22 protein-coding genes are annotated in these 22,524 nt (G+C 66.7%); 21 read left to right on the top strand and 1 reads right to left on the bottom strand.

From position 1 onward, the window contains the following. Nucleotides 1–339 precede the first annotated feature (339 nt). The 21 genes from ASF65_RS06685 to ASF65_RS06585 all read left to right on the top strand — a co-directional run. Nucleotides 340–741: flagellin (locus ASF65_RS06685; RefSeq protein WP_280137617.1), on the top strand; the 402-nt coding region annotated here is incomplete at its 5' end. A gap of 214 nt (nt 742–955) precedes the next feature. Beyond that, nucleotides 956–2,662 carry a flagellar basal-body MS-ring/collar protein FliF gene (fliF, locus tag ASF65_RS06680; RefSeq protein ID WP_244486578.1) on the top strand — a complete coding sequence of 569 codons (1,707 nt, stop codon included), beginning with the start codon at nt 956–958 and terminating at the stop codon, nt 2,660–2,662. 3 nt (nt 2,663–2,665) lie between these two features. Then, nucleotides 2,666–3,532, top strand: coding sequence for a hypothetical protein (locus tag ASF65_RS06675; RefSeq protein ID WP_055886942.1), 867 nt, complete (start codon nt 2,666–2,668; stop codon nt 3,530–3,532). After that, a complete protein-coding gene (locus ASF65_RS06670; RefSeq protein WP_055886939.1) occupies nt 3,529–4,653 on the top strand; it encodes a flagellar motor protein MotB in 1,125 nt (374 codons plus the stop codon). The genes ASF65_RS06675 and ASF65_RS06670 overlap by 4 nt, the downstream gene beginning before the upstream one ends. Further along, nucleotides 4,650–5,999 carry a hypothetical protein gene (locus tag ASF65_RS06665; RefSeq protein ID WP_055886937.1) on the top strand — a complete coding sequence of 450 codons (1,350 nt, stop codon included), beginning with the start codon at nt 4,650–4,652 and terminating at the stop codon, nt 5,997–5,999. The genes ASF65_RS06670 and ASF65_RS06665 overlap by 4 nt, the downstream gene beginning before the upstream one ends. Nucleotides 6,000–6,002: 3 nt before the next feature. Continuing rightward, nucleotides 6,003–7,433, top strand: a complete 1,431-nt coding sequence (locus ASF65_RS06660) for a flagellar hook-length control protein FliK (protein ID WP_055886934.1) — start codon at nt 6,003–6,005, stop codon at nt 7,431–7,433. A gap of 315 nt (nt 7,434–7,748) precedes the next feature. Continuing rightward, complete coding sequence (locus ASF65_RS06655) at nt 7,749–8,420, top strand: response regulator transcription factor (protein WP_055886932.1); 672 nt, start codon at nt 7,749–7,751, stop codon at nt 8,418–8,420. A 180-nt stretch (nt 8,421–8,600) separates the two neighbouring features. Next, nucleotides 8,601–9,950, top strand: coding sequence for a flagellar hook protein FlgE (locus tag ASF65_RS06650; protein ID WP_055886930.1), 1,350 nt, complete (start codon nt 8,601–8,603; stop codon nt 9,948–9,950). 97 nt (nt 9,951–10,047) lie between these two features. After that, nucleotides 10,048–11,841 (top strand): flagellar hook-associated protein FlgK, encoded by a 1,794-nt coding sequence (gene flgK, locus ASF65_RS06645; RefSeq protein WP_055886924.1) that lies wholly within the window; start codon nt 10,048–10,050, stop codon nt 11,839–11,841. A 15-nt stretch (nt 11,842–11,856) separates the two neighbouring features. Next, nucleotides 11,857–12,924, top strand: coding sequence for a flagellar hook-associated family protein (locus ASF65_RS06640; protein WP_055886921.1), 1,068 nt, complete (start codon nt 11,857–11,859; stop codon nt 12,922–12,924). Nucleotides 12,925–12,986: 62 nt separating this feature from the next. After that, the gene (gene flaF, locus ASF65_RS06635; RefSeq protein ID WP_055886918.1) at nt 12,987–13,337 is read left to right on the top strand and encodes a flagellar biosynthesis regulator FlaF; all 351 of its coding nucleotides are present in this window, start codon (nt 12,987–12,989) and stop codon (nt 13,335–13,337) included. 2 nt (nt 13,338–13,339) lie between these two features. Further along, nucleotides 13,340–13,792 carry a flagellar biosynthesis repressor FlbT gene (flbT, locus tag ASF65_RS06630; protein WP_055886915.1) on the top strand — a complete coding sequence of 151 codons (453 nt, stop codon included), beginning with the start codon at nt 13,340–13,342 and terminating at the stop codon, nt 13,790–13,792. A 2-nt stretch (nt 13,793–13,794) separates the two neighbouring features. Next, the gene (flgD, locus tag ASF65_RS06625) at nt 13,795–14,214 is read left to right on the top strand and encodes a flagellar hook assembly protein FlgD (RefSeq protein WP_055886913.1); all 420 of its coding nucleotides are present in this window, start codon (nt 13,795–13,797) and stop codon (nt 14,212–14,214) included. A gap of 1 nt (nt 14,215) precedes the next feature. Continuing rightward, nucleotides 14,216–14,482, top strand: coding sequence for a flagellar biosynthesis protein FliQ (gene fliQ / locus ASF65_RS06620; RefSeq protein ID WP_055886910.1), 267 nt, complete (start codon nt 14,216–14,218; stop codon nt 14,480–14,482). A gap of 177 nt (nt 14,483–14,659) precedes the next feature. After that, nucleotides 14,660–16,756 (top strand): flagellar biosynthesis protein FlhA, encoded by a 2,097-nt coding sequence (gene flhA / locus ASF65_RS06615; protein ID WP_055886907.1) that lies wholly within the window; start codon nt 14,660–14,662, stop codon nt 16,754–16,756. Continuing rightward, nucleotides 16,753–17,508: a flagellar biosynthetic protein FliR gene (locus tag ASF65_RS06610; RefSeq protein ID WP_055886905.1), complete on the top strand. Its 756-nt coding sequence runs from the start codon at nt 16,753–16,755 to the stop codon at nt 17,506–17,508. The genes flhA and ASF65_RS06610 overlap by 4 nt, the downstream gene beginning before the upstream one ends. Further along, the gene (locus ASF65_RS06605; protein ID WP_055886901.1) at nt 17,505–17,909 is read left to right on the top strand and encodes a hypothetical protein; all 405 of its coding nucleotides are present in this window, start codon (nt 17,505–17,507) and stop codon (nt 17,907–17,909) included. Before ASF65_RS06610 ends, ASF65_RS06605 begins: the two co-directional genes overlap by 4 nt. Nucleotides 17,910–17,992: 83 nt before the next feature. Continuing rightward, nucleotides 17,993–18,427, top strand: coding sequence for a rod-binding protein (locus ASF65_RS06600; RefSeq protein ID WP_055886898.1), 435 nt, complete (start codon nt 17,993–17,995; stop codon nt 18,425–18,427). A gap of 71 nt (nt 18,428–18,498) precedes the next feature. Beyond that, nucleotides 18,499–18,852, top strand: coding sequence for a hypothetical protein (locus tag ASF65_RS06595; RefSeq protein WP_055886895.1), 354 nt, complete (start codon nt 18,499–18,501; stop codon nt 18,850–18,852). After that, nucleotides 18,849–19,322 carry a hypothetical protein gene (locus tag ASF65_RS06590; RefSeq protein ID WP_055886893.1) on the top strand — a complete coding sequence of 158 codons (474 nt, stop codon included), beginning with the start codon at nt 18,849–18,851 and terminating at the stop codon, nt 19,320–19,322. Before ASF65_RS06595 ends, ASF65_RS06590 begins: the two co-directional genes overlap by 4 nt. A gap of 93 nt (nt 19,323–19,415) precedes the next feature. Further along, nucleotides 19,416–21,599: a DUF1217 domain-containing protein gene (locus ASF65_RS06585; protein ID WP_055886889.1), complete on the top strand. Its 2,184-nt coding sequence runs from the start codon at nt 19,416–19,418 to the stop codon at nt 21,597–21,599. Nucleotides 21,600–21,610: 11 nt separating this feature from the next. Here ASF65_RS06585 and ASF65_RS06580 read toward each other — a convergent pair whose 3' ends face one another. Then, nucleotides 21,611–22,513: an SMP-30/gluconolactonase/LRE family protein gene (locus ASF65_RS06580; RefSeq protein ID WP_156369194.1), complete on the bottom strand. Its 903-nt coding sequence runs from the start codon at nt 22,511–22,513 to the stop codon at nt 21,611–21,613. Between the last annotated feature and the right edge of the window lie 11 nt (nt 22,514–22,524).

The raw sequence follows: 22,524 nt of genomic DNA, 5'->3' as shown, positions 1-22,524 counted from the left end.
TCAAGTCGAACCTCAGCACCGCCAAGGCCCAGGTCGATGCCGCGACGGCGGCGCTCGACGAGATCGGCTCGCTGGTCGACGAGGTGGCCAAGATCACCGCCTCTGTCGCAGCCGCTGGGGGTACTGCCACGACCAGCCAAGCCAATCAGGTCGTTGCCTACAAGACGCAGATCACGGCTCTGATGGGCAGCTCGACGGTCAACGGCAAGAACCTTCTCGGCGCTGCCGGTGCACCGAACGACCTCTCCGTCGCGACCGGCGTTTCGGACGGCGCGCTGGTCGGAACCGTCGCCTATACGGCTGGTCTCCCGACCGCCGGCACCGCGATGACCGAGCTCNGACCTCTCCGTCGCGACCGGCGTTTCGGACGGCGCGCTGGTCGGAACCGTCGCCTATACGGCTGGTCTCCCGACCGCCGGCACCGCGATGACCGAGCTCATGGCGATTACCAACGCCGGCGGTCTGACGGCTTTCACGACAACGGATGCCGCGACAGCGCAGAGCGAGATTGCAGCGATCGCCACCCAGCTTGGCGCCGTGTCGAAGGGGCTCGACAGTGCGATGAGCTTCAACGACCGGATGGCCGACGTCCGTAACAACGCGCTCGGTGGTCTGGTGGACGCCGATCTCGAACGTGAGACCGCCAAGATGCAGGCTCTGCAGGTCCGTCAGCAGCTCGCCTACCAGGCGATCTCGATGAGCAACAACTCCGCTCAGAACATCCTCATGCTCTTCCGCTAAGCGTCGGCGACGCATCGCGTCTCCCCGTCGCGCCACTTGCCGACGGCTTAGCAAGCGACCCTCCGGCGCTCCCCGTGCCGGAGGGTTTTCGATTCCGGATCGGAACTCCAATCCTTCAACCTTCAACCTTCATCATTCGGTAAGGTCATCACGTCCGCGCAAGCTTGTGCCCCCAGAGTGACGCCATCACTTCCCGCATTCCGCAGGCGAACGCATGGCGATGGTCGCTCGGGCCGAGGCCCAAAAACTCCTGTCCAACCTTCAGGCGCTGGGCGGCCGCAAGCTGGGTGCGCTGGCGTTGATCGGCGTCGTCGCCATCGCGCTCGTGAGCCTTGCCGCCTTCTACCTGTCCAAGCCGACCATGGAGTCGCTCTATTCCGGCCTCGACCGGCAGGACGTGACGCGCATCGGCGCGGCGCTGACCGAAGCGGGCATTCCGTTCGACGTGAACGCGGCCGGCGACACGGTGATGACCAACTTCTCGCAGACCGCGAACGCCCGCATGCTCTTGGCCGAGAAGGGCCTACCCCGGTCCGAGAACGCGGGCTACGAGCTCTTCGATTCGATGGGCTCGATGGGCCTCACCACCTTCATGCAGGAGGTGACGCGCGTCCGCGCTCTTGAAGGCGAGCTCGCCCGCACGATCCAGACCTTGAAGGACGTGCGCGCCGCGCGCGTCCACATCGTCCTGCCCGAGCCCGGTTCCTTCCGCCGCGAGAGCCAGAAGCCGTCGGCGAGCGTCGTGATCCGCACCGACAACACCGAGGACTTCGCCAACGCGCAGGCGATCCGCCACCTCGTCTCCTCGGCCATTCCCGGCATGCAGGTCGATCAGGTCACCGTCCTCAACACCGACGGCACGCTCCTTGCCTCCGGTGACGACGCCTCCAACGCGACCTCGACCAAGCAGCTCGGCATGGAGGGCATCGTCTCCTCCTCGATCCAGGACTCGATCCGCCGCACGCTCGCCCCCTATCTCGGCGTCGGCAATTTCCAGTCCAGCGTCATCGCCCGCCTCGATACCGATCGCCGCCAGATCTCCTCGCGCAAGTTCGATCCGGACGGCCGCGTCGAACGCTCGACGCGCACGGTCCGCGAGACCGGCCAGTCGACCGACCAGGCCGCCAACAACAACGCGGCGACCGCCGCGCAGAACGTGCCCCAGGCCGCGCCTCAGCCGGCCGCCAACGGCAACTCGTCGTCGGAGGCCAAGGAGCGCCGCGAGGAACTGACCAACTACGAGATCAACGAGACCACGACGCAGACCGTCTCCGACGGTTACGACGTGCGCCGACTGTCGATCGCCGTCGTCGTCAACCGCGCCCGGCTCGTCGCCACGCTCGGCGAGAACCCGACGCCGGAGCAGGTCGACGCCGCGCTCGCCGAGGTGAAGTCGCTCGTGGCCTCGGCCGCCGGCATCACCGACAGCCGCGGCGACCAGCTCGAGGTGACCGCCGTCGATTTCGTCTCCAACGGCCAGGACCTCCAGCCGGTGCCCTCGCTCGGCTACGGCGAGATGCTGCTGAAGCAGTCCGGCACCATGGTCAACGCGCTCACCATCCTCGTGGTCGCCGTGCTGGTGATCTGGTTCGGCCTGAAGCCCGCCATCCGCGCCATCTCGGCGCCCGCCGCCAACGACAATGGCGACGACGCCATGCTGACGGGCGACGGGCCGATCGAGCTGCAGAACCCGATGCTCGACGGCGACCTCGGCCCGCTCAACACACCTCCCGGCTTCGGCGCCGACCTCGTGGCCTCGCTCGGCTACGGCGAACCGCCCGCCAACGACGACCTGTTCGACGAACTCACCCGCAACCGTGCCAACTCGCCGAAGGTCCGCCTCGAGAAGCTCGTCGATTTCGACGAAGCCCAAGCGGCGGCCATCCTCAAGCAGTGGATTCACCAGAAAGAGGCGGCCTAAGCCATGATCCCTCTCGCGCAATTCCTGTCGGACGAAAACGAAGACGAGTTCGTGCCGCTGCGGGCCCAGGCGCCGCGCCGGCCTCCGGTCGCCGCTCCCCGCGCCTTCGAGGCCGGCCTGCCGCGGGTCTCCTCGCCGGCGGCGCAGGCGCCCCGCATGGCGCCGAAGCCCGCCACTGCTGCGCCCGCCATGCGCCCGACGGCGATGCCCGCCAAGGCCCTGCAGGCGGCGGGCGTCGCGCCCGTCCAGCCGCGCCCGGCCGAGCCGCGCGTGCCGCTGCGTGAGGTCGAAGCGGAGCGCCGGGCCTGGGCGAAGGAGCGCGAGACGTTGCTGCGCGCCCACGAGATCGCCCTCGCGCAAGCCCACCAGGACGGTGCGGCCGAGGCCGAAGAGGCGGTTCGCCAGGACCTGGAGCGCGTTTCCGCCGAGCGCATCGAGGCGCTGCGTCAGACGCTCGCCGCCGATCACGAGGGGGCGCTCGCGGATGCGCGCCGTCAGTGGGTCGAGACCGAGGGCGACCGTCTCGCCGATCTCGTGATCCTGCAGATGGCCGTGTTCGAGGACGCGTTGAAGACGACGTTGAGCGCGCTCCTGCGCCCGCTTGTGCTCGACGCGCGCAAGCGGATGACCGTGGATGAGCTCGCCGGCGCGGTGAAGACGATCGCCTTCGACGGCAACACCGTGAAGATCGCGGCGTCGGGCCCGAGCGACCTTCTCCATTCGCTCGAAGGCAAGCTCGGCGATCACGCCCGGCACGTCTCGTTCGATCCCGACGAGACGCATACCGACGTTCGCATCGACGCCAACCAGACCGTGATCGAGACCCGTCTCGCGGCGTGGCTGAAGGCCGTCGAGGAGGCGCTTTCGTGAGTGCACTCGATACCGAGCGGCACGAGATCATCATCGTCCGGCGCAGCGGGGAGGTCGAGGACGGTCATCACGGCGGCGCCTGGAAGATCGCCTTCGCCGACTTCATGACGGCGATGATGGCGTTCTTCCTCGTGATGTGGCTGACCAGCGTGTCGGACGAGGCGACGAAGAGCCAGATCGCCCAGTATTTCAATCCGATCGAACTGAACGACCCGCTGCCGCCGACCGACGGCGTGGCGCGCGACCCGTCCGCGCCCGCCCAGACGCCCGGTCCCGCCGCGGAAGACAGCAAGACGCCCGGCACCCCCGGCGGCAAGCCCGTGGGGGGCGACGCCAAGGGCGGCGAGGATCAGGCGATCTTCCGCGACCCGTATGCGGTGCTGGCCGAGATCGTCGCCGAGAACGAGGCGATGGGCGATACCGGCAAGGCGGTCGGCAAGCCCGACGGCACCGGGCTTCCGGGCCTTAATGGGGGCGATGCCTACCGCGACCCGTTCGACCCGACGTCCTGGCAGCTGACGCCGAACGCCGTTGCCGGCAAGCAGGTCGAGGTCACGGCGGACGATTTCGCGACCGTCGCCGTCGAGCCGCCGAAGCCCGCAGCGCCGCCGGTCGAGGTGGCCGCCGCGCCCGCCGCGCCGGCAACGCCCGAACAGAGCGATGCCGCGGAGCTGCAGAAGGAGATCGACGCCAGCGTGCCGGGAACGGAAGCCGCCGACGTCCAGGTGAAGAGCGGCGACGCGGGCTCCGGCACGGTCACGATCTCGCTGGCCGACACGCTCGACACCGGCATGTTCCAGATCGGTTCGGCCCGGCCCACCGCCGATGCGATCCGCCTGATGGAGAAGATCGCGGCGATCCTGAAGGACCGTCCGGGCGACATCGTCATCCGTGGTCACACCGACGCGCGGCCCTATTCGGGTAACGGCCAGGTCGACAACTGGCGCCTCTCCACCGATCGCGCCCACATGGCCTACTACATGCTTCGCCGCGGCGGGCTCGACGACAAGCGGGTGGAGGCGATCGAAGGCGTCGCCGACCGCCAGCCGAGCAATGCGTCCGATCCCGAGGCCGCCAGCAACCGGCGCATCGAGATCCTCTTGAAAGAACCCAAGGCGTGAAGAACTCTCTGCGGCTCCTGCTCGGCTCGTTGCTGATCGGTGCGTCCATGCTGCCGGCGCGCGGTATGGAGGCACCCGCCGTGCCCGAAGCCGCGGGACAGGCCGAGCCGGCCGCCGTAGAGGCAACGGCCGCCGCGTCTGCCGACCCGGCGCCCGCGCCGACCGCCGACGCGGGCGCTGGAGGAGAGGCTGCGGGCGCGGCCCACGACCCCGCGCCGGAAGCATCAACGGAACTGGCCGGCGGTCGCGACACGCACTGGACCGAAACGCGCACGCCGATGCCCTTCGACGTCATGCGATCGGTGCAGTTCCTGCAGGATCAGGTGGCGCGGGGCAACGTGCGCGCGATCCGCGTGCAGGCGCTGCTCCTGCGCCGCTTCGCCCGCACCTTCGTCGAAGCCGCGCCTGAGGTTTGGAACGATCCGCGCAACACCCGCGCCATCGTGCTCTTCACCTTCAGCGGCGGGACGCCGGACGTCATCGCGACGTTGCTCGACCAGGGACGCCTGCCGGAGGCCGAACGCCCCCTGTTCGACGGGGCGCTGGCCTATGTGCGGAACGATCTGAAGACGGCGGCGACGAAGCTCGAGGCGATCTCGATCGACGATCTGGAGCCCGTGCTGGCCGCGCAGGTCAGTCTCGCGCTGGGTCAGATCCATCAGATCGACCATCCTGACAAGGCGATCGAGGATCTGGCCAACGCCCGGCTGCTCGCGCCTGGCACGCTGATCGAGGAGGCGGCGCTGCGGCTCGGCGCGCCGCTCGCGGACGACGCGGGTGCACACGACGACGCCGACCGGATGGCGCGGCGCTACTTCGACACCTATCACGACTCCAGCTATGCGGCGAATTTCGAGACCCGCTACGTCGCCCTCGTGGTCGGCCGTGCCATGACCGATCCGCAGGCGGCGCTCGTCGCCATGGACGGCGTCGTCGCGGGGCTCCCAACCGCTCGGCAGCAGCGGCTCTATCTCGCGGCCGCCCGCCGTTCGCTCGTGGCGGGCAACCTCCATTTCGCGTCGCAGTCCGCAGATCAGGCCATCACCCTCGACGGCCTGGAGCCCGGTGACGCAGCCCGCGCCAACCTCTACCGGACGGCCTCCGCGCTCGGTGCCGACGACCAGACCGCTTCGAGAAAGGCCTTGGACGGCATCGACCGAAGCCTCCTGCATGTCGAGGACCAGAAGATTCTCGATGCCGCCTATTCCGTCTTGGACTCCATGGCCAAGCCGGCGCTGATGACAGAGGTGAGCAATCCCGCTCCGCCGGAGCCGGACACCTCGTCGGTTCTGACACGGGCGCGGGCCGCGCTCGACGCCGCCTCCAAGGAAATGAAGAAGCCGTAATCCATGAAGATCGATCTTTCCCTCGCGCCGCTCGACAAGGACGGACCGGCCCGCGCTTCCGCCAATCCCGAGGCCGATCGCGGCGTGCTCGGCGATGCGTTCGGGAGGGCGGTGCGCGACGCCGAGGGCAAGCGTTCCGCCAATTCCAACGACCGAACGTCGAAGGCCGACGTCGAGGCGCCAGAGCCGGCCGCGAACGACGCGGCGCCGGTCGATCCTGAGGACGCGGACGATGCGGCCTCCGAAGACAAGCACGATCTGAAGGCCGACCAACTCCAGGCCCTCCTCGGCTCGCTCGCGGCCGTCACCAGCGCCAAGGCAGCCGCAAAGCTTGAGAAGCAGGTCGCCAAGGAGCACGCCAAGGCCGATGGCGAGACCAAGCTGTCGCTCGACCGCGCGGGGCAGAAGGTCGCGATCGCCGAAGAGGCGCAAGGCAAGACCAAGGGCGGAATGAAGCTCGACGTCCTGCGCATGGAAACGCATTTCGAGCCGCACCAGGACGGCATGGTTCTGGTGGAGGGCAAGGCAGGTGCAAAGGACGAGGCGACCCCCGTCGTGGACGCCAAGTCCAAGGGCGCGGCGCCCGGCGCGCTGTCCGCAGCCCTCGCCGACATCGCCAAAGGACGCGTCGGCGACGGCAAGTCGGCGGCGGGCGATGTTGCCAAGGGCGCGGCCGACGACGGTGCCAGCCCGCCGATGCGGTTCGACGAGGCGCTTGCGCGGCTCGGACGCGGCGCGTCCGATGGATCAGGCCGTGAGGCCGGACGCGACGGTTCGGCCGCTGCGAAGTCGGCCCTCAGCGAACTGGCGGACCGTCGAAGCGCGGCCAGAAGCGCGGACGCGGCATCGGGCACCGTCTCGATCGCGTCGCCGCTCCCGTCCTCGTCGCCCTACAACCTGGCCGGGCAGGTGGCCGGACCGATCATGGAAGCGCTCGGCGATCCCGCCAAGGCGCCGGCCCAGTCCGCGCCCGCCAGTTCGGATGCCCATCTTCGCATGCGGGCCGGCGGCGGCGCGCTCAAGACGCTGACGATCCAGCTTCATCCCGAGCACCTCGGCACCGTGGACGTGTCGATGCGGCTGAACGAGGGACGTCTGACGCTGGAGCTCGCGGCCAGCCGCAGCGATACGGCCTCCATGCTGCTGGACGACCAGGCTTCGCTGCGCAAGCTTCTGGAGCACGCCGGCTTCTCGCTCGACGACGCCGCGATCTCCGTCATCACCCGCGACAACGGCCAGTTGCAGACGGCCGATGCCGGCGCCACGAGCTCGCACCAGAACGAGCACGGCGGTCGCCCGACAGGCGAGGGGCGTCCCGACGGTCGCGCGCCGTCCGGCGGATCGGACGACCCGTCCGGCCGTCGCCGATCGGCGTCCTCGAACCGCGACGATGCCGCTCCGGCCAAATCGCAGGCCGGCTCCACCTACCTCTGATCGACGCGAAAGGGATGGCCGAGCCCTGGGTCTCGGGCATCCCGTTTTGCCTCTTCGACCGCGCGCGAAGCTGCCCGATGTCCTGCTTTCGGGTGGTTGCAAGGCTCGCGATAGGTTGCACGGATAGATTGAAAATCACCGCTCCGTGATAAACCTGAAATTTGAATGCTTCCAGACAACCGGCTGTAAACGAATGGTAAACCGCCGGTGAGCGATACGAAGCATTAACCCTATAGTGATTTTTGGGGATGGCCCGATTCGCGGTGGGTTGGTTATTTGTTTCCTAACGAAACGCAAGTCACGCGGCGGGGACAAATGATCGTAGTTGTGGACAATCGCGAGCTGGTCACGAACGGCTACAAGTCCCTCTTCGGGACGGAAGGCGTCTCGTCCGCCGGCTTCGGCGTCGACGAATTCCGCGACTGGGTCGAGTCCGCGTCCGACAACGACCTGTCGGCGGTCGAGGCCTTCCTGCTCGGCGACTTCCCCGAGCGCGGCGCCTTCACCCGCCTCGTCCGCAGCCGCTCCACCGCGCCGATGATCGCCCTGGCCGAAGCCAAGGCCCTGACGTCGACGCTCGATCTCTTCGCCGCCGGCATCGACGACGTCGTCGCGAAGCCCGTGCACGTCAAGGAGATCCTGGCCCGTGTCGGCGCGATCCGCCGCCGCGAAGTCGCGATCGACCGCGCCAAGACCACGGTGGACGAGATCTGCGTGTTCGCCGATGGTCGCGACGCCGAAGTCGCCGGCCAGCCGATGGTCCTGCCGCGCCGCGAGCGCCGCATCCTCGAGTATCTGGTCGCCAACAAGGGCCGCCGCGTTTCGAAGCAGCAGCTGTTCAGCGCGATCTACGGCATCTTCGACGAGAACGTCGAGGAGAACGTCATCGAGAGCCACATCTCCAAGCTGCGCAAGAAGCTCAAGATGCGCCTGGGTTATGATCCGGTCTCGTCGAAGCGTTACCTCGGCTACGGCATCGGCGTCTGAAGCAAGCCGTCGCAGACAACTGACAAACGACTTGAGGGGCCCGGCACGAAAGTGTCGGGCACTTCGATTTATGAAGATATGTTTAATGATCTGTTATTTAAATTCTATGTGACAGCAGCTTCGCGCAAGCCATTCCCACTACTGTGAATGCAATCTGAGGTAACGGATAAGGGTGGCAGTATGAGCATCGGCGGCCTAATGCGCACGAGCGTCTCCGGTATGAATGCGCAGGCGACCCGCCTCAGCGCCGTGTCGGAGAACATCGCGAACGCCAACACCAACGGCTACAAGCAGACCACGACCGAATTCACCTCGCAGATGCTGGCCAACGGCAAGGGGCAGTACAATTCGGGTGCGGTCGAGGCGAACGTGCGCACGCTCATCAGCGAGCAGGGCGGCCTCAGCTACACCGCCAACTCGGTCAACTCGAAGAAGCTCGACCTTGCGATCTCCGGCCAGGGCTTCCTGGTCGTCGACGACGGCAACGGCGGCAACGTCCTGACGCGCGCCGGCTCCTTCATGCAGCAGCCCGACGGAACGCTCGTCAACGCGGCCGGCTACGCGCTGAAGGGCTATCCCGTCGGCACCAACGGCACCGATTTCGTCCTGAACGGCTTTGCCGGTCTTCAGCCGGTGAATCTCAACGCCGGCCTCCTCAGCGCCAGCCCGAGCACCAAGGGCATCCTGACGATCCCGCTGAACAAGGACTTCACGCAACAAGCGACGGCAGCCGACCGTCCGTCAGCCAATCCGGACAAGACGCCCGATCCGAAGAAGACGGTCTCGAACTCGCTGGTGGTCTACACCAACTCCGGCGAGGCGGTGAAGCTCGACATCTACTACACCAAGACCGACGACGCGACGAACACCTGGGAAGTCGCCGTCTACGACAGCCGCAAGGCCAGCACGACCGGAACGAACCGTCCCTTCCCCTATGGCGGAACCGCCGGTGCGGCGACGACCGCGGCGGGTCTTCTCAAGACGTCGACGATCGTCTTCGACGCGACCAAGAACTACTCGCTGAAGACGGTCGATGGCGCCACGAATGGCATCATGCCGATCGACCTGTCCAGCATCGGCGGCGTCGCCGCCTTCAACCTCGACATCGGCAACACCACCCAGTTCACCGGCGACAACCAGCCGCTGGAGGCGAAGGTCGACGGCAACCCGGCCGAGGTGATCGACAAGGTCAGCGTCGGCAAGGACGGCATGGTGCTCGCCACCTTCACGTCGGGCGCGACGCGCGAACTCTACAAGATCCCGCTCGCCAGGGTGGCGGCGCCCGACAACATGACTGTCCTGTCCGGCAATGCCTTCGCGCCGAGCCTGGAATCGGGCAGCGTCCTCATGGGCTTCGGCGGGTCGGACGGGTTCGGAAGCCTGATCTCGGGTGCCCTCGAGAACTCCACCGTCGACATGGCCTCCGAGCTCACCACCATGATCGAGAGCCAGCGGTCCTACACCGCCAACTCCAAGGTCTTCCAGACCGGCTCGGAAATCATGGACGTTCTGGTGAACCTGAAGCGCTGACGGCGCCGGTTCGCATCCATACTGACAGCAACGCGCGTCGCAGACCTGCGGCGCGCCGCCGGACCGATCGTCCTTCGTACCCTCCCGGATTGCTCCCATGTCGCTCTCTGCCGCGTTGAACACTGCCAAGTCGTCGCTGGCCGCGTCGCAGCTTCAGACCCAGATCGTCTCGAGCAACATCGCCAACGTCAACACGGCGGGGGCCACCCGCAAGATCGCCAATGTGGTGACCGGCGCCGGGGGCGGGGTCACGGTCACCTCAATCTCGCAGGCGTCGAACTCGGTCCTCTTCCGAAACATGCTGGACGCGACCTCGAAGCTGCAGGTCGCCGTCACCCATTCCGACGCCTACTCGCGCATCAACGAGATCCTCGGCGACACGGCGGCCAAGGAGTCGCCGCAGGCCCGCATCGCGGCGCTGAACGACGCGCTCTCGACGCTCGCCAACACGCCCGGCAACTTCGATCTCGCCCGCAACGCCGTGCAGGCCGCGCAGGACCTCGTCACCACGATCCGCACGAACGCCGCGACGGTGGACACCATTCGCCGCGACGCGGACGACAGTCTGGTGGACGCGGCCAACGACATGAACAGGATTCTGGCCGAGCTCGAGTCGGTCAACCGCCAGATCGTGCAGGGCACGACCAAGGGCCAGGATATCACCGACCAGTCCGACCAGCGCGACCGTCTGGTGACGCAGCTTTCGCAGTATGTCGGCGTCAGCGTCCAGTCGCGCGGCAACAACGACATGGTGATCTACACCGACTCCGGTGTGACGCTCCTGGAGAACACCGCGCGCAGCGTGTCCTACCAGTCGACGAACTCGCTGGCGCCCGGCGTCGAGGGCAACAGCTTCTATATCGACGGCGTCGCCGTGACCGGCGAGAAGTCCTACATGCCGGTGAAGACCGGCAAGATCGCGGGGCTCACCGAGGTCCGCGACGGGATCGCCAACACCTACGGCGCCCAGCTCGACGAACTCGCCCGCGGCCTCGTCTCCGCCTTCTCCGAGTTCGATCCGACCGGCGCGGGCGTCGCCAAGACCGGCCTCTTCACCTCGACCGTCGACATGTCCACGACCACCGGTCCGGTATCCGTCGGCGCATTCACGACGCCGGGCGCCTTCACGACCGACAAGGACGTGTCCTTCACGGTCACCTACGACGGTACGACCTATCAGGCCGCGGGAACGTTGACGGCCGCCGATCTCGTGGACGGCACGAGCTTTGCGAACCGCCTTCAGCAGCTCGTCGCCGGCGCCAAGACGACGGCCGGCGCGACGCTCGGGGCAGGGCGCATCTCCGTCGCCAACACCGGCACCGCCCTGTCGATGTCGGCCACCGGCATCGGCGACAGCATCGGCTTCCAGATCTCCGGCCTGTCGGCGAACCTGACGGCGGCCGGCATGACGGCGGGCACCGGCACGCCGGCCGCCGAGCCCGTCTATCGCGGCCTCAGCGCCAGCCTGACGCTGGCGCCGGGCCTCAACACCGACCCGACGCTCGTGCGCGACGGCGTGAACTACCAGTTCAATCCGGGCTCGCCGACGAAGCTCGGCGGCTTCAGCGACCGGATCGTTGCGCTCGGCAAGGCGCTGGACACCGCGCGCTCTTTCTCGAGCGAAGCCGGGGCCAACCCGAAGGCGACCCTCGCCGGCTACGCGGCCTCGTCGATCGGCTGGGTGCAGCAGTCGCGCGCCGCCGCGAGCAATTCGGCGACGTCGATGGCGACGCTCGTCGACAAGACGAACGAGACCCTGTCCAGCGAGACCGGCATCAATCTCGACGTCGAACTGACCCGCCTGATCGAACTCGAGCGCTCCTACCAGGCGTCGGCCAAGATCATCTCCACCGTGGACCAGATGTTGGCCCAGCTCCTCCAATCCATCTGACGGATCGCGTAAGTCATGAGCATTTCCTCGCTGTCCTTCAACGCCGCCACCCGCGCGACGATCCTGCGCCTTCAGTCCGAACTGAAGGATGCGACGACCGAACTCAGCTCGGGCCGGCATGCCGATATCGGGATGACCCTCGGCCGGCTGACGGGCGATGCGGTCCAGTATCATTCGCAGGAAACCAGCATCCAGAAGATGCTGGAGTCGAACAACCTCGTCACCAGCCGCCTCGAGCTGATGAACGACACGCTCGACGATCTGCGGGGATCGGCGGAGTCGGTCTCGTCGAACCTGATGACGGTGATCGCCAACGGCTCCAACGCCGATGCGGTGACGGGCTCGCTCGTCGCGGCCAAGGGCGCGCTCGGCTCGATGATCGGCTCGCTCAACGTCAACATCACGGGACAGTATCTCTTCGCGGGCGCCCAGACCGACCAGTTGCCGATGACCGACGCGAGCGACGTCGTCGCCGCACAGTTCAAGAACTTCCTCACCGCGGCCGGCCGCACGCCCGAGACCGTGACGAAGGACGAGCTCACCCAGTACTTCTCGCAAACCGGCTTTACCGACGCCGGGGGGCAGACCTATCGCTTCGACGACATGTTCGCCGATAACGCGGACCCGGCCAAGCCGAGCTGGAACGACTGGTCGACCGCATCCGACACGCCCGTCGTCTCGCGCATCTCGAAGACCGAGACGATCGAGTCCTCGCTGAGCACCCGCGACACTGCGATCCGCAAGATCTCGGCGGCCTATTCGCTGATCGGCAGCGTCGGCCTCGACAAGATGAGCGCCGACGCGCGCTCGGCCGTCGCCTCGGCCGCCTACAGCCGCGTCAACGACGGCATGAAGGGCCTGACGGCGCTGCAGACGCAGATCGGCGGTCGCCTGAACCGCGTCGACATCGCCAACACCGCGCTGAACACCCAGAAGGCGCTGGTCCAGAACGCGATCGACCGGATCGAGGGCGTCGATCCCACCGAGGCGGGCCTGCGCGTGTCCTCGCTGGAGACGCAGCTCCAGGCTTCGTTCACCGTCACCGGCCGCCTGAAGAACCTCAGCCTCCTGAACTACCTCTGACCCTTTCGAACGGCCGGCATGATTGCCAGGCGACCGCGAACCAGCCTCACGGGACACGAAGCATGTATCAGTTTTCCTATGCGGAAGTCAGTTCGGAGAGCTCCGCGACGGCTCGCGATCGCGAGCGTGAGGCGCTCGACCGCACCGTGGACGCGCTGCAGCGCGCGCAGGCCGCCGGCCCGAAGTCGCGCGAGGCGATCGAGGCGATCTACCTGACCCGCAGTCTCTGGAGCGTCCTCGTCGAGGATCTCGCGAACCCCGAGAACGCGCTGCCGGAGGAGCTGCGCGCCGCACTGATCTCGATCGGCCTGTGGATCATGCGCGAGGCCGAGGCGATCCGTCTCGGGCGCAGCGACGACTTCTCCGCGATGATCGAGATCACCGCGATGATCCGCGACGGACTCGGAGAGTAACGATGTCCACGCTTCGGATCACGCTGCGTGCCGGAGAACGGATCTTCGTCAACGGCGCGGTGATGCGCGTCGATCGCAAGACGCATCTCGAATTCATGAACGACGTGACCTTCCTTCTGGAAAGCCACGTGATGCAGGCCGACGACGCAACGACGCCGCTTCGCCAGCTCTACTTCGTCATCCAGCTGATGCTGATCGACCCCGCCGGCGCCGCCGAGGCGCGGGCGCTCTTCGACCGCACCTACCCCTCGCTGCTGGCCGCGTTCTCGTCGGTCGAGATTCGCTCCGGCATCCAGGACGTGGTCGACCTCGTCCATCGCGAGCGCAACTTCGAAGGATTGAAGCGGCTGCGTTCGCTGCTTCCGCTCGAGGAGCTGGTGATGAAGGGCGAAGGCGTCGTCATGCCAGATATCAAGGTGATCGCCCGCCCGGTCGTCGCCATGGGAGCCCGATAGTCATGTCCACCGTCTCCAACGTCACCACGAGCGCCGCCACCACGGCCGCCGCGACGAAGTCCTCCGGCAACGTCTCCAGCGAGATGAAGACCGGTCTCGACTATGACGCCTTCCTGAAGCTCCTCGTCGCCCAGATGAAGAACCAGGACCCGACGAACCCGACCGATCCGACCCAGCAGATGAGCCAGCTCGCCTCGTTCTCGAACGTCGAGCAGTCGATCAAGCTGAACCAGAAGCTCGAGGCGATGACGACGCTCTCGACGCTGACGCAGGCCAACAACCTGATCGGGCGCACCGTCACCACCGGCGACGGGTCGGTCAGCGGCGTCGTCAAGTCGATCCAGGTCGCGAGCGACGGCGCGGTCGCCACGCTCGCCGACGGCAAGCTCGTGCTTCTCGAAGCCGGCATCAAGGTCGAATAGCATGAACGAGGCCGACGCCATCGACATCGTCCAGTCCGCGATCTGGACCGTGGTCGCCGCCTGCGGGCCCGCGGTCGGCGGCGCCATGCTGGTCGGCATCGTGATCGCGCTCTTCCAGGCGCTGACGCAGATCCAGGAGGTCACGCTGACCTTCGTGCCGAAGATCCTCGCGATCTTCGTCATCATCGCCTTCACCGCCTCCTTCACCGGCGCGCAGGTCTACGCCTTCACGCAGGAAGCCTTCGCCCGCATCGAACACGGCTACTGACGCCGCCTCCGGCGCTCCCTCCGTCATCGCCTCCGAAAGGCCCGAGCCCCGACCGGCTCGGGCCTTTCCTGCTTTTCCGGCCCGCGCCAGCCCGGCTCCAGATCGAAATGGCAAGAAAGCGTTAACGATCCCGCTGTCCGCGCCACGCGCCCGGCCAGCCGTCCAGGACCGATGCGCATGGCCGTCGACACCCTCAAGATTCCCTCATCAGCTTTGCCGCCGCGCGCCAGCATGCGCGACATCGGCTTCGCGCTCGGCATCGTCGCGATCCTCGCGGTGCTGTTCGTCCCGATCCCGGCGTTTCTGATCGACATCGGCCTCGTGGTGTCGATCGCGCTGTCGATCCTGATCTTGATGGTGGCGCTCTGGATCGAGAAGCCGCTCGATTTCTCGGCCTTCCCGACGGTTCTGCTGCTGGCGACTATGCTGCGCCTGTCTCTGAACATCGCGACGACGCGCGTCATCCTCAGCCACGGCGACGAGGGCCACAACGCGGCCGGTTACGTCATCGGCGGCTTCTCCCAGTTCGTCATGGGCGGCGACTTCGTCATCGGCATCGTCGTCTTCATCATCCTCATCACCGTCAACTTCCTCGTCATCACCAAGGGTGCGACGCGTATCGCAGAGGTCGGCGCGCGCTTCACCCTCGATGCCATCCCCGGCAAGCAGATGGCGATCGACGCCGATCTTTCGGCCGGCCTCATCGACGAGAAGCAGGCGCAGACCCGCCGCCGCGAGCTGGAGGAGGAAAGCTCCTTCTTCGGTTCGATGGACGGTGCCTCGAAGTTCGTGCGCGGCGACGCCATCGCCGGCCTCATCATCACCGCCGTCAACATCTTCGGCGGCATCATCATCGGCGTCACGCGCCACGGAATGGACGCCGGCCACGCGGCCGACGTCTTCGTCAAGCTGTCGGTCGGCGACGGTCTCGTCACGCAGATCCCGGCGCTCGTCGTCTCGCTCGCCGCCGGCCTTCTGGTGTCGAAGGGCGGAACGCGGGGTGCGGCCGAAACCGCCATCATGATGCAGCTCGGGCACTACCCGCGCGCGCTGATGGTGGCCGCTGCGCTGCTCTTCGTCCTGTCGCTGCTGCCCGGCCTGCCGTTCATGCCCTTTGCGATCGTCGCCGTCCTTCTCGGCACGATCGCCTATGTCATCCCGCGTCGCCGCGCGACGGAAGCGGAGAAGGTGCAGGTCGCCAAGCGCGAGCAGGAGGCCCAGGCCGTGGAGGCCGAGCGCCAGTCGGTCAAGGAGTCGCTGCGCATCATCGAGGTCGAGCTGGTCCTCGGCAAGCAGGTCGCCGCGCACCTGTCCTTCTCGCGCGACGAGCTGGCCAACCGCGTCGGCAAGATGCGCCGCCGCTTCGCCTCGCGCTACGGCTTCGTGATCCCCGAGATCAAGCTGTCGGACGACCTGTCGATCGGCGGCAAGGCCTATGCGATCAAGGTGCACGGCACGACCGTGGCGACGCAGGAGGTGCGCCTCGGCGACCTCCTGATCGTGCTCGGCGACGCGCCCGCGCCCGACATGCCGCACGACCTGACGAAGGAGCCGGCCTTCGGCCTGCGCGCGGCCTGGATCTCGGAGACCTTCGCCTCGTCCGCCCGTCGCGCCGGCTTCGAGCCCGTCGACACGCTGTCGATCATCCTGACGCACCTCTCGGAGGTGATGCGCAACAACCTCGCGCATCTCCTGTCCTACAAGGACATGCGCTCGCTGCTCGACCGGCTGGAGCCGGAATACAAGCGGCTGATCGAGGAGATCGTGCCGACCCACATGAGCTACTCCGGCCTGCAGGCCGTCCTGAAGCTCCTCCTTGCCGAGCGCGTCTCGATCCGCAACCTCACGCTGATCCTCGAAGCCATCGCCGAAATCGCGCCGCATGTCCGGCGGTCGGAGAAGATCGTGGAACACGTGCGCACCCGCATGGCCCAGCAGATTTGCGGCGACCTTCTGCACAACGGGCAGCTCGGCGTCCTGCGCCTCGGCAACCGCTGGGACCTCGCGTTCCATCAGGCTCTCAAGCGCGACGCCAAGGGCGACGTCATCGAGTTCGACATCGACCCGCGCCTCGTCGAGCAGTTCGCGACGGAAGCCTCGAAGGTGATCCGCGAGAAGACCGACCAGGGCGAGAACTTCGTCCTCGTCGCCTCGCCCGACGCGCGCCCCTATGTTCGGATGATGATCGAGCGGATCTTCGTCAACCTGCCGGTCCTGTCGCACCTCGAGATCGCGCGCGGCGTCGACATCAAGGCGCTCGGGTCGATCGCGTGACGCCGGAGATCGAAGTCCTCGTCTTGTCGGCCTTTCTGGTCTTCTGCCGGATCGGTTCGTGCCTGATGGTGCTGCCGGGCTTCTCCTCCATGCGCATCCCCGCACAGGTCCGCCTGTTCGTGGCGGTGGCGATCGCCTTCGCGGTGGCGCCGCGGCTCCTGCCGGACATCATGCCGCTCGTGCGCGGCGCGTCCGACGACATGCGCATCGCGATGATGTTCAGCGAACTCCTGAACGGGCTCCTGATCGGTCTTCTCGGACGCGTCTTCATGATCGCGCTGCAGTTTTCCGGCAGCGTCATCGCCAACGCGATCGGCATGGGTCAGACGCTCGGCGTGCCCATCGAGGGGCACGAGGCGGACCCCGCGCTGGTGTCCTTGATCACGCTGACCGCGACCGTCCTCATCTTCTCGTTGAACCTGCATGCCGAGATCGTGCAGGCGCTTCTGGCGTCCTATCGCGCGATGCCGGTTGAGCTCGGCTTCTCGATCCGCTCGGGGCTGGCCTCGCTCGTCGACAATCTCGACGAGACCTTCCACCTCTGCCTGCGGATCGCGAGCCCCTTCGTCGTCTATGCCGTGATCGTCAACTTCGCGGTCGGTCTCGCCAACAAGATGACGCCGCAGATCCCGATCTACTTCATCTCGCTGCCCTTCGTTCTGGCGGGCGGGCTCATTCTCCTCGGCTTCTCGATCGGCGACTACCTGACGCTGTTCATCGAGGGCTTCCGCAACTGGGTGCTGAACGGATGAGCGGACAAAGCCGGGCCGCGCGCCTCGCGCGCGTGCGGGACGTGCAGGAGAAGATGCGCCAGCTGGAAGAGTGGCGGCTCGGCGAGCTGGTGCGCGAGGAGACGCGTCTCCTCGAGAACGAGCGAGAGCTTCTGGAGACGCTCGGTTCGCAGTCCCTGATGCAGGGCCTGTTCCTCGAGGGCAAGGCCGCCGCGCTTCGCCGCAACGACGTCGTTCTGCGCGAGACGCAGGCGAAGGAAGCCTTGGCGCGCGAGAAGGTGCGACAGGCGCAGGCGACCGAGAAGCGCATCGAGCGTGCGGCCGAGAAAGCCGAGGCGACCGAGCGCGCCGCCACGGAGCGCTCCGAGCTGCTGCTCGCCCTCGAAGACCATCTCGCCGCACGGGCCGCAAGTTTCGAATAAGTGGACTGGTCTACGAATCGTATCAGCCGATCGCGGCACCGAACGAGGTGTCGCGGCGCGATCGAACTCCGGGATTGTCCTCCATGACCGTTTCACCCCTCGCGGGCCCGCTGCCGGCCTCGCGCGCGGACCAGTCCGCGCCGTCGGCCGGAACGCGCAAGGTCGACGCGGGAGCGCAGGCTCAAGCCTTCGAGGCGGCCATGCAGGCTGCGCCCGTGTCCGCCGACGCGACGCTGGACGAGGTGAACTTTCACCACCAGAGCTCGCGCAGCGCCGAGATGAAGCCCCTGCAGAAGTTCGAGGCCTTCGTGCTGCGCAGCTTCGTCGAAAGCATGCTGCCGTCGAAGAACACCTCGTTCTTCGGCACTGGTACGGCCGGCAATATCTGGCGCTCGATGCTGGCCGAGCGGATCGGCGACGAGATGGCCAAGGCCGGCGGAGTCGGCATTGCCAAGATGCTGGAAAAGGACGGTCGGGACGGGGCCGACGCCCCAGGCGTCGCCAAGACGAAGGCCTGACGATCCGGGGGTTGGGAGCCCCCGGCAACGAAACACAAGCGGCTCGTCCGCATCTGAAAAGGGTTGAGGCATTGGAAGCGGTTCTGACGCAGGCGATCAACAGACTCGAAGCTGTCATCGCCGGGGAGATGATGGCGCTGCAGGCCGGCGACCACACGGGGCTGGGGGATATCAGCCACCGCAAGAACCAGAGTCTCCTGGAACTGACCCGCATCTCGCGGGGCATCGAGCCGGACCGCGTCAGCGACGGCCTGCGTACGCGCCTCACCGTGCTGCGCGAGCGCCTCGACGACAACAGCCGTCTCCTCGAGCTTCATATGGAAGCCACGGCCGAGGTGGCCGGTCTCATCACGCGCGCGATCGCCGAAGCCGAGTCCGACGGCACCTATGTCGCGCCCCAGAACGGCGGCAGGCGGAACGGATGATCAAGATCCTCGGCATCGGCATCTGGGTTTGCCTCGTCACCTTGGGGACGGGCTATGCCGTCGCCACGATGGCGGCCGGCGCACCGCCGGAGGCGCCGCCGCCGGCCAACTATTTCGAGGGGCTGGACTACAAGAAGACCGATACGATCGCGGTGCCGATCATCGCCGAGAACGCGATTCAGGGCTACGTCCTGGCCCGCTTCGTCTATACGATCGACGGAAAGACGGCGGCGGCGCTGGCTGTGCCGCCCGAGCCCATCATCCTCGATCAGGCGTTCAAGTCGGTCTACTCGGTCACCAACTTCGACTTCAAGAACCCGGAGCGATACGACCTGCCCGCGTTGCTGGCGGAGCTGAAGGACAACGTCAACACCAAGTACGGCAAGCCGGTGGTCGAGGACGTGATGATCGACCAGTTCGACTTCCTGCCCAAGAATCAGCTGGGCGGCGAAGTCCTCAAGAACAAGTAGGCCGCCCGGTCTTTACGGTCGGTTCATCATGGCGCGCGAGAATGGCGCGAATGTCCCGCGCCGGAGCTGGCGCGCTCGACAAAGGCTGGTGCCGTGCTTTCGACCCTGATGAACTACCGCCTCTACAGCGCCGACATGGCCAAGTCGCTGGCTCGCATCGCCAGCCAGGCCTCGGTCCAGCGCGACGCGGACTACTACAAGGCGAACATCGGCAAGGTGAAGTCGCCGGACGACCTCTTGAAGGACCAACGCCTCTATTCCTATGCGATGAAGGCCTACGGCCTCGAGGACCAGATCCAGTCCAAGGGCCTGATGCGCAAGGTGCTGGAAAGCGACCTGTCGCGGACCGACAGTTTCGCCAACAAGCTCGTCGACAAGCGCTACCGGGACTTTGCCGCCGCCTTCCAGTTCGGCTCCGCCAGCAAGGCTGCGGTCCAGACAGCGGCTCAGACCGAACTCGTCACCGAAGCCTATAGCGAGCACCGGGTGCGCGCGGCGAACAAGGCCGGCGAAGTCGTCGACCTCTACAACCAGAAGATCGCGACGGTCACGTCGGTCGCCGATCTCCTGAACGATCCGACGATGCTGCGCGTCGTCGCGAAAGTGGCGGGGCTGGATCCGGACGCCGCCGACCAGACGGCGCTCAAAGCGACGCTCTCGGATGCCCTGACGACCGGGGCGTCCGGCTCGACCAACGCCAAGCTGCGCGACCTGCAGGGCCGCTTCCAGTTTCAGTCCGTCGGCTCGCCGAACACCGGCCTCTTCGCCTCGCCACCGCAGATCGCGTCGGCGCTCGCCGACATGGCCGCCACCTATTTCGACGAGACGGGCTTCGGCAACAGCCCGCAGGCGGCCGCCTACAAGACGAATTACGTGAAGAGCGTGCTCACCGCCAACCCGTCGTCCCAGACGCTGACGCAGGACGATCAGGTTCTGGACTACGTCCTGACCGCCTTCGGCATCGATCCGACGAGCGTCACGCCTTCGCAGATCAAGGACGTTCTGAACGCCGACACGTCGACGACGCCCAACGCCCTATCGACGATGCCGACGACCACCAGCGAACAGCGTCTTCTCAAGGACCGGCTGACCGCTCTCAACGCCGCGTTCACCTACGATACGGGCGGCAATCCGACGACTTCGGTGTTCGCGTCGTCCTGGTCGATGGACCGGCTGCAGTCCGGCTTCTACGAGGCCTACCGCGCCGACGACGTCGCCATCGACAAGCTGCGCACCGCGACGTTCGAGGCGCGGCTTTCGAACATGAAGTCGATCAACGACCTTCTCAACCGCGATGCGCTCGGCACGCGGGCGACGCTCGACTACGTACTGACGGCCTTCGATATCGATCCGTCGACGGAGTCGAACTTCAAGCTCCGTCAGGTCCTGATGAGCGACCCGTCCGATCCGAACAGCTTCGTCAGCAAGCTGAAGGACGAGCGCTACGAGAAGCTGGCCGCCGCCTTCAATTTCGGAGCCGACGGCAAGCCGACGACGCAGCGCCTCGTTCAGTCGGTCTCTTCGCAGACCGCGACGGGCACGCTCTACGCGACCTCCTTCGGCACGGACGTGAACGCGGCCAAGAAGGACATCATCAAGGCCGACACTCAGGCCTACCTCAAGGCGGTCGGCGAGATGCGGACGCTCGACGATTTCATCGACGACAAGAAATCGATGAAGTACGCTTTGAAGGCCTATGGCCTCGCCGACGAGAAGCTGTCGGACGCTGATCTGCGCAAGCTGTTCACGAGCGATCTTGCCGACCCCAAGAGCTTCGCCAACGCCAAGGCCGACAAGCGATACGTCAAGCTCGTCTCGGCCTTCAACTTCACGCCGGACGGCCGTGTGCGTCGGGACGCGGAAGGCGCGCAGAGCGGCTTCACGCTCCTGACGACGCAGAACAAATTTCTGCTCCAGACCATGGAAACCCAGGTCGGCCAGCAGAGCGAAGGCGCGCGGCTGGCCCTCTACTTCCTGCGCAAGGCGCCGGACGTGACGTCGGCCTACGGCATCCTCGCCGACAAGGCGCTGTTCGAGGTCGCGCGGACCGCGCTCGGCCTACCGGCGGGCATCTCCGGCATGGCGATCGAGAGCCAGGCGAAGCTTCTGGAGTCCAAGATCGACTTCAAGGACTTCCAGGACCCCAAGAAGCTCGACAAGTTCATCACCCGGTTCTCGTCGCTCTACGACAGTGCGAATACGAGCGCGGCATCGTCGCCGATCCTGTCGCTGTTCGGAAACAGCGCGGGCTCCAACGGGATCCTCGGCTACCTCTGAGGTGAGGGGCCTTACTGGCCCCGCGCGCCGACGTAGATCGCATAGAGCGAGCGCGTCGCGGTAATGAACAGGCGGTTGCGCCGCGGACCGCCGAAGCAGAGGTTGGCCACCACCTGCGGCACGAGGATCTTGCCGAGCCGCGTGCCGTCCGGCGCGAAGCAATGGACCCCGTCCGCGGCGCTCGACCAGAGATTGCCGGCCGCATCGACGCGGATGCCGTCGGGGACGCCGACATCGATCACGCAGAAGACGCCGTCGTCCGTCAGTGTTTCGCCCTCGACGCGGAAGCGGCGGATGTGGGTCGGCGCGCCGTGGGTGTGGCTGGCGCCGGAATCGGCGACGTAGAGGACGCTCTCGTCCGGCGAGAAGGCGAGGCCGTTCGGCTGGAGGAAATCGTCGACGACCCGGCGGATCTCGCCGCTCTGCCCGTCCACCCGGTAGACGCCGCGCACCGGCTGTTCGGGTTCGGCGAGCGAGCCCTCGTAGTCGCCCATGATGCCGTAGGTCGGATCGGTGAACCAGACGGAGCCGTCCGAGCGCACCACGAGATCGTTCGGCGAGTTCAGACGCTTGCCCTCGAACATGTCGGCGATCACGGTGATCGAGCCGTCGATCTCGGTGCGTGTCACGCGGCGCGTGCCGTGCTCGCAGGACATCAGCCGCCCCTGACGGTCGCGGGTGTTGCCGTTCGAGAAGTTCGAGCCCTGCCGGAAGACCGACGTGCCGACGTCGGGGATGTGACGCATCATCCGGTTGTTCGGGATGTCGCTCCACACGAGGTGGCCGGCATCGGCGAACCAGACGGGCCCTTCGGCCCAGCGGCAGCCGTCGAACAGCACCTCGAGTTCGACGTTGAGGAGGGTGAGCGCCTCGAAGCGCTCGTCATCGATCTGGTACGGCGTCATGATCGCCATGGACGAATTCC

The sequence above is a fragment of the Aureimonas sp. Leaf324 genome, from assembly GCF_001423245.1.
Taxonomy (GTDB): Bacteria; Pseudomonadota; Alphaproteobacteria; order Rhizobiales; family Rhizobiaceae; genus Aureimonas.
The sequence above is the reverse complement of the archived record's forward strand: the minus strand, read 5'-3'. Positions and strand labels throughout refer to the sequence as shown.

Coding starts and splice junctions, on each gene's coding strand:
- flbT (WP_055886915.1), top strand. CDS start 13,340: ATGTCCACGCTTCGGATCACGCTGCGTGCCGGAGAACGGATCTTCGTC.
- fliQ (WP_055886910.1), top strand. CDS start 14,216: ATGAACGAGGCCGACGCCATCGACATCGTCCAGTCCGCGATCTGGACC.
- ASF65_RS06640 (WP_055886921.1), top strand. CDS start 11,857: ATGAGCATTTCCTCGCTGTCCTTCAACGCCGCCACCCGCGCGACGATC.
- ASF65_RS06675 (WP_055886942.1), top strand. CDS start 2,666: ATGATCCCTCTCGCGCAATTCCTGTCGGACGAAAACGAAGACGAGTTC.
- flaF (WP_055886918.1), top strand. CDS start 12,987: ATGTATCAGTTTTCCTATGCGGAAGTCAGTTCGGAGAGCTCCGCGACG.
- fliF (WP_244486578.1), top strand. CDS start 956: ATGGCGATGGTCGCTCGGGCCGAGGCCCAAAAACTCCTGTCCAACCTT.
- ASF65_RS06590 (WP_055886893.1), top strand. CDS start 18,849: ATGATCAAGATCCTCGGCATCGGCATCTGGGTTTGCCTCGTCACCTTG.
- ASF65_RS06605 (WP_055886901.1), top strand. CDS start 17,505: ATGAGCGGACAAAGCCGGGCCGCGCGCCTCGCGCGCGTGCGGGACGTG.
- flhA (WP_055886907.1), top strand. CDS start 14,660: ATGGCCGTCGACACCCTCAAGATTCCCTCATCAGCTTTGCCGCCGCGC.
- ASF65_RS06655 (WP_055886932.1), top strand. CDS start 7,749: ATGATCGTAGTTGTGGACAATCGCGAGCTGGTCACGAACGGCTACAAG.
- flgD (WP_055886913.1), top strand. CDS start 13,795: ATGTCCACCGTCTCCAACGTCACCACGAGCGCCGCCACCACGGCCGCC.
- ASF65_RS06600 (WP_055886898.1), top strand. CDS start 17,993: ATGACCGTTTCACCCCTCGCGGGCCCGCTGCCGGCCTCGCGCGCGGAC.
- ASF65_RS06580 (WP_156369194.1), bottom strand. CDS start 22,513: ATGGCGATCATGACGCCGTACCAGATCGATGACGAGCGCTTCGAGGCG.
- ASF65_RS06660 (WP_055886934.1), top strand. CDS start 6,003: ATGAAGATCGATCTTTCCCTCGCGCCGCTCGACAAGGACGGACCGGCC.
- ASF65_RS06650 (WP_055886930.1), top strand. CDS start 8,601: ATGAGCATCGGCGGCCTAATGCGCACGAGCGTCTCCGGTATGAATGCG.
- flgK (WP_055886924.1), top strand. CDS start 10,048: ATGTCGCTCTCTGCCGCGTTGAACACTGCCAAGTCGTCGCTGGCCGCG.